General features: G+C 61.2%; 2 protein-coding genes and 2 pseudogenes. All 4 read right to left on the bottom strand.

Annotated elements, in window-relative coordinates; all coding sequences use genetic code 11:
- Positions 1-172: 172 nt before the first annotated feature.
- A pseudogene (locus XANALMUS060_RS22805) lies at positions 173-553 on the bottom strand (condensation domain-containing protein); the annotation flags it as partial.
- A gap of 168 nt (positions 554-721) precedes the next feature.
- Positions 722-1,039 (bottom strand): condensation domain-containing protein, encoded by a 318-nt coding sequence (locus tag XANALMUS060_RS17985; RefSeq protein ID WP_161795492.1) that lies wholly within the window; start codon positions 1,037-1,039, stop codon positions 722-724.
- A 157-nt stretch (positions 1,040-1,196) separates the two neighbouring features.
- The gene (locus tag XANALMUS060_RS17980) at positions 1,197-1,964 is read right to left on the bottom strand and encodes a condensation domain-containing protein (protein ID WP_052688273.1); all 768 of its coding nucleotides are present in this window, start codon (positions 1,962-1,964) and stop codon (positions 1,197-1,199) included.
- Between the two features lie 162 nt (positions 1,965-2,126).
- Positions 2,127-2,744 (bottom strand): annotated as a pseudogene (locus XANALMUS060_RS17975) (AMP-binding protein); the annotation flags it as partial.

The raw sequence follows: 2,744 nt of genomic DNA, 5'->3' as shown, positions 1-2,744 counted from the left end.
CCATCGCATCCAACAGATGCCGCCAATGGCCCATCCACCGCTCCAGCGTCGAACGCTCGAACAATGCCGTGGCATAAGCCAGACTACCGACGACGCATCCAACAGATGCCGCCAATGGCCCATCCACCGCTCCAGCGTCGAACGCTCGAACAATGCCGTGGCATAAGCCAGACTACCGACGATCCTTCCTCTCATTGCTCTCAACCAACGACAACGACAGGTCGAACTGCGCGCTCGTCTGTATTGCGCTCAGACCCTCATTGCTCTCAACCAACGACAACGACAGGTCGAACTGCGCGCTCGTCTGTATTGCGCTCAGACCACTGGCCTCGATTGCACCAAGATCCAGCTCACCCTGCGGCGCGTTCTGCCAAGCGAACATCACCTGGAACAGTGGCGCATGCGCCAAGCTGCGTGGCGGTTGTACTAACTCCACCACTTGCTCGAACGGGATGTCCTGATGCGCCTGCGCTTGCAGTGCGCGCTCCTTCACTGACGCCAGCAGTTGCGCCAGCGTCGGCGAGCCAGACAATTCCAACCGCAACGCCAGCGTGTTGACGAAGAACGAACCCGATCAGCCCTTCGGTTTCGGAGCGACCACGATTGGCCACCGGACTGCCGATCACTACATCGTCCTGCCCGGACAGACGCGATAGCAGCAATGACCAGCTCGCCAGGAGGGTCATATATAGCGTCAGGCCATGGCGCTGGCTCAGCGCCTTCAACGCCTGTGCCTGCTGCCGCTCCACGACCACCTCCAACATCGCACCGGCATGGTCTTGACGCCGATCAGCCCTTCGGTTTCGGAGCGACCACGATTGGCCACCGGACTGCCGATCACTACATCGTCCTGCCCGGACAGACGCGATAGCAGCAATGACCAGCTCGCCAGGAGGGTCATATATAGCGTCAGGCCATGGCGCTGGCTCAGCGCCTTCAACGCCTGTGCCTGCTGCCGCTCCACGACCACCTCCAACATCGCACCGGCATGGTCTTGACGCGCTGGACGCGGACGATCCGTTGGCAGCTCCAGCAACACCGGCGCATCCATCCGATAGCGTCTTGCGCCAGTAGCTCGCTTGCTGCTCCAACACATCTCCCGTCAACCACTGCCGCTGCCAGCTTGCATAGTCGGCGTACTGGATCGACTAGCGTCTTGCGCCAGTAGCTCGCTTGCTGCTCCAACACATCTCCCGTCAACCACTNTGGATCGGCAACGGTGCCAGCGGATCGGCTTCGCCACGTGCGAACGCCCTATACAGCGCACTCAACTCGTTGATCAAAACCCCCATCGACCACCCGTCCGACACGATGTGGTGCATCGTGACGAAGAGAATGGACTCGTCATCGACAAGCCGAACCAGTCGACCACGGATCAACGGGTCTTGTTCCAGCGCGAACGGTGTCTGCACCTCATCCGCCAATAGCTGCTCCAGCACAGCCTCGCGATCGGGCACCTCACGCAGATCGTGATCGATCAGATGGAAACCGCTGTCCTCGTCAGCGATTTGCTGCAACGCCTGCCCATCGACAAGGGCAAAGGTCGTGCGCAGCGACGCATGTCGAGCCACGATGCGATCCAACGCACGTTGCAGTGCATGCGCATCCAGCGTCCCGCGTAAACGCAGGCCACCGCTGATGTGATACGCCTCACTGACACCCTCGAACTGCGATAGGAACCAGAGGCGCTGTTGTGCAAAGGACAGCACGCGCGGCGCATCCGGCTGCAATGGCAGGATCGGCGGCAAGATCGCACCGGACGAAGAGGCCACGCACGCGGCAAGGTCCTTCAGCGTTGCATTGGCAAACAGCTCCGCCACGCCGATCTCGACACCCAATTCCTGACGCAGGCGAGAGGCGACCCGCACCGCCAACAACGAATGCCCACCGAGCGCAAAGAAGTTGTCGTGCCGCCCGATGCTCTCCAGACCCAGCAGGTCACGCCAGATGAAGAGGCCACGCACGCGGCAAGGTCCTTCAGCGTTGCATTGGCAAACAGCTCCGCCACGCCGATCTCGACACCCAATTCCTGACGCAGGCGAGAGGCGACCCGCACCGCCAACAACGAATGCCCACCGAGCGCAAAGAAGTTGTCGTGCCGCCCGATGCTCTCCAGACCCAGCAGGTCACGCCAGATTGCCTGCCGCAATGGTGTGTTGTGTGTTCGACCTCACCCTGCGGTGCTTCATACGCAGGCGGGCGCGGCATAGGCTGTAGCATCCGGCGCGGGTAATGCCTTGCGATCCAGCTTGCCATTCGGGGTCAGTGGCAGGCGATCCGGCATAGGCTGTAGCATCCGGCGCGGGTAATGCCTTGCGATCCAGCTTGCCATTCGGGGTCAGTGGCAGGCGATCCAACTGCACATAAGCCGCCGGCACCATGTAATCCGGCAACGTGTCCGACAGCCAACTACGCAAGCTTTCCACGCCAAGGGACTCGTGCGTCGCATCCTGCGTCGCAACCCAATACGCCACCAATCGTTTGTCGCTGCCCGTGGCATCTTCCAGCGCCACCACCACACTCTCGCGCACATCCACATGCGCGCTCAACCGCGCCTCGATCTCTCCCAACTCGATGCGGAAACCACGAATCTTGACCTGATGGTCGTTGCGTCCCACAAACTCCAGCGTGCCATCGGCACGCCAACACCCCAGATCGCCAGTGCGATACATCCGCGCCGTCGGATCGGCACTGAATGGATCCATGAGGAAGCGTTCGGCAGTCAAATCACCGCGATTCAGATA

It is taken from the genome of Xanthomonas sp. MUS 060 (genome assembly GCF_000963215.1).
Classification (GTDB): domain Bacteria; phylum Pseudomonadota; class Gammaproteobacteria; order Xanthomonadales; family Xanthomonadaceae; genus Xanthomonas_A.
The sequence above is the reverse complement of the archived record's forward strand: the minus strand, read 5'-3'. Positions and strand labels throughout refer to the sequence as shown.